6 protein-coding genes are annotated in these 4,842 nt (G+C 39.1%); 1 reads left to right on the top strand and 5 read right to left on the bottom strand.

What is annotated here, in order from left to right; all coding sequences use genetic code 11:
• Positions 1-199: 199 nt before the first annotated feature.
• Positions 200-817 carry an OmpA family protein gene (locus tag ACR2F7_RS10020; RefSeq protein WP_432713430.1) on the bottom strand — a complete coding sequence of 206 codons (618 nt, stop codon included), beginning with the start codon at positions 815-817 and terminating at the stop codon, positions 200-202.
• 475 nt (positions 818-1,292) lie between these two features.
• Between ACR2F7_RS10020 and ACR2F7_RS10015 the strand changes: the two genes are divergently transcribed.
• Positions 1,293-1,931: a trimeric intracellular cation channel family protein gene (locus ACR2F7_RS10015; RefSeq protein WP_432713429.1), complete on the top strand. Its 639-nt coding sequence runs from the start codon at positions 1,293-1,295 to the stop codon at positions 1,929-1,931.
• A 435-nt stretch (positions 1,932-2,366) separates the two neighbouring features.
• Here the strand turns inward: ACR2F7_RS10015 and ACR2F7_RS10010 are convergent, their stop codons facing one another.
• The 4 genes from ACR2F7_RS10010 to ACR2F7_RS09995 all read right to left on the bottom strand — a co-directional run.
• A complete protein-coding gene (locus ACR2F7_RS10010; RefSeq protein ID WP_432713428.1) occupies positions 2,367-2,588 on the bottom strand; it encodes a hypothetical protein in 222 nt (73 codons plus the stop codon).
• A gap of 81 nt (positions 2,589-2,669) precedes the next feature.
• On the bottom strand, positions 2,670-3,587 hold the full coding sequence (locus tag ACR2F7_RS10005) for a helix-turn-helix domain-containing protein (RefSeq protein WP_432713427.1): 918 nt from the start codon (positions 3,585-3,587) through the stop codon (positions 2,670-2,672).
• A 56-nt stretch (positions 3,588-3,643) separates the two neighbouring features.
• Positions 3,644-4,486 (bottom strand): SDR family NAD(P)-dependent oxidoreductase, encoded by an 843-nt coding sequence (locus ACR2F7_RS10000; protein ID WP_432713426.1) that lies wholly within the window; start codon positions 4,484-4,486, stop codon positions 3,644-3,646.
• 119 nt (positions 4,487-4,605) lie between these two features.
• A partial coding sequence (locus ACR2F7_RS09995) for a nuclear transport factor 2 family protein (protein WP_432713425.1) occupies positions 4,606-4,842 on the bottom strand: 237 nt, incomplete at its 5' end.

Below are 4,842 nucleotides of genomic sequence, written 5' to 3'. Positions count from 1 at the left end.
GATTCCGGATCAAAAAGTAATTCTTTTACCTCGCCTAAATCAGCATCAAGCTCGGTACGTACTTCCCAGCCTGTAATATTTGGTTCTCCATCAACGATTTTAAAATCGCTGTGACTTAATTCCTGGAGATGATTGTTGTATTTATTTTCTTCTAAAGACATGATATCAAATCTTAATTGTGAATAGATTGGGTTAATTGTTATTGATTAGCAAAAGCAACGATAGAAACATTTCTATTTTGCGCTCTTCCATCAGCGGTTTTGTTGGTCGCTACTGGTTTGCTTTCTCCTAATGAATGGATAGTTACTCTATCAGCAGAAAGATTTCCGTTTTTAATCAACCAGTCTTTTACAGCAGCAGCACGTTCAGCACCTAATTGTTTGTTGTGCCCTACTGTTCCAGTGGAATCTGTATTACCATAAACGCCAATCATTGCATTTTTGTAACGATTATTCAAGGCTGTTTTTATCTGTGAAAGTTTTTGTTCACCAGCAGAATGAATACTATCACCATCAGTTGAAAAAAGTATATTTTCGCCTAATGAATAAATAGTGTATTGATCATTACCACCAACAGCAATATCCTTATCTGTAATATCCGGATCTGTTGTTAAAGGACTGTTAAAATCAACGCTGTTCCAATCTGGTTGTGTTACTGCAATGGTGTCCATTGCGGTCGAATCATTAGCAACCAATTTGGTGCTGTCGTTATTACACCCTCTTGCTAACAAAACAATGATGACTAATGCTACAATTGCAGCGATAAGCCAAATCCACCATGGATTTGCGCGTTTGGGTTCTACTTCTAAATGTGCCATAATAAAAAATTAATGTTAATAATAGGTTGATGTATTTTTCGACAGTAGAACCATTTTTTAGCTAAAATAGTTTTGTTTAATTTTAAACAACAGTTTTGGTTATTTGTAATTGCTTGATTAAGAGGTGGAATATTAGAATAAAAACTCGTAAAATAATTTTAAAGCTCGACTGTATTTATAGGATTGTTTCTTAATTAGAAAATATTTCTTTATAAAAACACCTTCAAAAGAAGATGAATCATCCAGTACTAAAGCCAAATTACCTTATGCTGTGCCTGACTAAAGATGTTATTGCTATTCAAGAGGCCTGAAATTAATTTCATTAATAGGCTAAACAGGAAAAAAATAATTAGCCTAACAACATAGCCCCGCAAATTATTCAATTAGCTTTGCAAGGACATTTATTTCAAGTGCACCACAGGTTTACAGACCAGATAAAAGCTGTATGATCTTGGCTTAAGCTAACAGCATAAATATGGATAATCTCTACGAATTTTACAATTTTCTTGATCTTGCAGGTACATTCGTTTTTGCCATTAGTGGAGCCGCAGCAGCCAAACAGCGTGGCCTTGATTTATTCGGTATTTGCGCCATTGCTTTTACCGTTGCCTGTGGGGGAGGGATTATTCGTGACATCTGTATAGGTGCTATTCCGCCTGCCGGTTTAACCAACTGGCATTACCTGGTTGCCGCTATCATCGCTACAGCAATGACCATTGGATTATATCCTTTTGTACAGCGACTCAATCACCCTGTGCTTCTATTTGATGCCTTGGGCTTATCCTTATTTGCTGTTACGGGTGCCCAAAAAAGCCTTGCTTTTGGCCATAATGCAGAGGTGGCTGTGCTTTTAGGCATTACCACAGCCGTGGGTGGCGGTGTTTTGAGGGATATTTTACTCAATAGAATCCCTGTTATTTTAGAAAAAGAAATCTATGCCTCCGCAGCACTTTTGGGTGCCTTAATTGTAGTTTTGGGGAATCAGCTGCAATGGATTTCCAGAGACTGGGTTTCCATCATAGCTTTAATCGTAGCCTTTGGCTTACGCTTATTAGCGCTGCACTACCATTGGAACTTGCCTGTCTATTCAAGTGAAAAGTCTGAAAAAGATTGATCTCTCCATACCTTCTCTAATTTCTGTTGCTCAAAATGACTTTCAACTTTGGGAAATTATTAGGGAGTATGTAACATTGAAAAATGAGGTATTTATAATTAATCGACAAGTAGCTTTCACGCATTAGTTTACAGGGCGTTCAGAGGGCGTTGATAGGGCCTTCATAGGGCCTTTGTATAGAGAATGATAACCAAACGATATACCAAGGCCCTGCCAAGGATAGGCTAAAGATTAACTAATAGATAGGAGAAACTAACTTATAAAATACTTCGATGAATAAAGTGTTGTTATTTGTTTAAAGCACTTAAAAACATTTCGGGATAGCGATTTCCAGCTACAATTCCAGCAGGCATGATGGCCTCGATACTTTGTAAGTCCTGGTTTGAAAGTTGAACTTTCTTAGCGCCAATATTTTCTTCCAGATGCTGGATGCGTTTAGATCCTGGGATGGTAATGATATCCTCGCCTTGAGTAATGCTTAACGAGGTTGTATAAACTATTAGGGTTCAGGGCTAGTTTTTCAGCTATTTCTATCATAGAGGGCTGGTCGGTTAAGTTGTTCTCTATGAGTAATTTAAAGTTAATGTATTTAGAGAGCTTATCATCTGCAGGATTTTTATCAGTAGAGAATAAAACGGCATTGATTTCTGTAAGCAAGCTGTTAAGGTGTTCCAGAATAAGCTCTTGATCAGTAGCTGATTTAAATAAAACTCCGCATTTTGCATGGTTGGCAACATTTTAATTAAAAGACCGCCTGAATTCCAATGGAGATAATTTAGTCTTGGTTTTAAACAACTTGCTGAATGATTGCGAATGTTCGAAACCTAAGGCGTAGGCAACTTCACTTACAGATAAGGACGTAGTAGAAAGTTTTTCCTTTGCCTTTTCAATCAGTTTATCATGAATGTGCTGCTGGGCATTCTGACCAGTCAAGGTGCGCAACATATCACTTAAATAGCTTGGTGTTAAATTTAAGCTATCGGCAATAAACTGAACAGTTGGAATCCCTTTACTTAGAGAATCTTCATTGCTGAAGTAACCCGACAATACAGCCTCCAATCTTTGCAAAAGATCATGACTCACCACCTTACGGGTAATGAATTGGCGTTTATAAAAACGGTTGGCATAATTTAACATTAACTCTATCTGGGAGATCACCACATCCTGACTAAAATCGTCAATTCTACTATCCAGTTCATCTTCCATAATCTTGAAAATGGAAATGATGGTTTCTTTCTCACTTTCCGAAAGGTGCAGTGTTTCGTTGGCTGCATAGGAGAAAAAACCATATTGACTGATTTTCTTAGCCATGGGATAGCCCAAAAAGAAATCTGGATGGATGAGCAAAGTATATTCAGAACAAACGGTTCCCTCATGATCAGCATGGCCAATCACCTGGCCGGGGGAGGCGAATAACAAACCTCCATCATCGAAATCATAATAACCCTGACCATACTTTAATTTCCCGCCAAGTTTTGGCTTGTAAGAAATTTTATAAAACCCTAATACATGATAGGAAGACTGTTGGTTCTCAGGCCATGAAGGAGCACCCTTTACCATACTGATCAAGGGATGCTTGGGTTGAGGCAGGCCGAAGACGCGATGCGCATCAGAGAGTGTCTCCACTTTAAACGGGCTTAACTTTTCCTTTTTCATTTCAAACAAATATAATATAACCGGCAAACATTTTGATTGCCGGTTATGAACATTAATTAATTAGTTATTCTTTGCGCTGAACTGGAAACATCATCCCATTGCTCCCAAAGGGCCAAACGTTCTTCATAAACCCCACGTACCCATGGAAGATTATGACTGCCCAAGTGGAAACGCAGTGGAGGATTTTCTGCATCAACGACCTGAAATAGTGCTTGTGGAGTGGCATATGGATCGCCTTTTTCCATGTCTTTTAAAGTTTCAAAAAAGGTTGTTTTAAGATCTGTATAAATGTCCATGCCAGCTGCAAATTTTAAAGATTCCTCGGTACCAAATTCCGTAGCGTAAGCACCGGGTTCTATGATGGTCACTTTGATTCCAAAATCTTTAACCTCTATCGCCAGACTTTCATGGATAGCTTCAAAAGCCCATTTAGTCGATGCATAGTAGCCAATTACAGGCAGTGTTACGTGGCCAAGGTTGCTTGAGGTGCCAAGGATATGACCGCCGCCTTGTTCCCTAAGTAGGGGTAATGCCGCCTGGATAACAGCAAGTGCACCGAAAACGTTGGTGTCAAACATGGCCTTCACCTCTTCAATACTGGCTTCCTCAATAGTACCAACTAATGAATAACCTGCATTGTTGAGCACAATGTCTAACCGTCCGAAATGCTCATGTGCCTTGGTTACAGCTTCTTTTGCCTGCCCCGGTTTGGTCACGTCTAATTCTAAAATTAAAACACGATCACCATATTTCTCTTTCAGTCCTGCTAAACTATTGGTGTTACGCGCTGTTGCGGCAACTTGATCACCGCGTTCCAGAGCGGCCTCTGCCCAAATATGTCCAAAACCACGTGAAGCACCAGTGATGAACCAAACTTTACTATTCCTATTATTTTCCATGTTATTGATCTGTTAATGATTGATGATGTAAAGATCGGGAGTGTATGATGGCAGGATGTAGTTTAATTGAGGACTTTTGTAGTCTATTTGAGGATAATTATGTTTTGAGGGTATCTAGGTCAGCGTGCTGATTCAGCCTTAACGACGAAAGCCTTCAATTTAGCCATTTTTCCATCATGAAATTGCCATACGTCGCAATAATCATAATCAATCATTTTTCCGTGCTCATCCTTCATACTGATTTTGCCTAGTGCCGTCAAAAAATCTCCCTCAGCGATTAAGTTTTCAACCATGAAATGGGGAGGTTCCTCATATGCTTTTGCCATATATTGCCTCACAGCTTCCTTGCCATTGAG

It is taken from the genome of Pedobacter sp. (assembly GCF_045628745.1).
Classification (GTDB): domain Bacteria; phylum Bacteroidota; class Bacteroidia; order Sphingobacteriales; family Sphingobacteriaceae; genus Pedobacter.
This window is presented reverse-complemented; position numbering and strand designations above follow the sequence as displayed.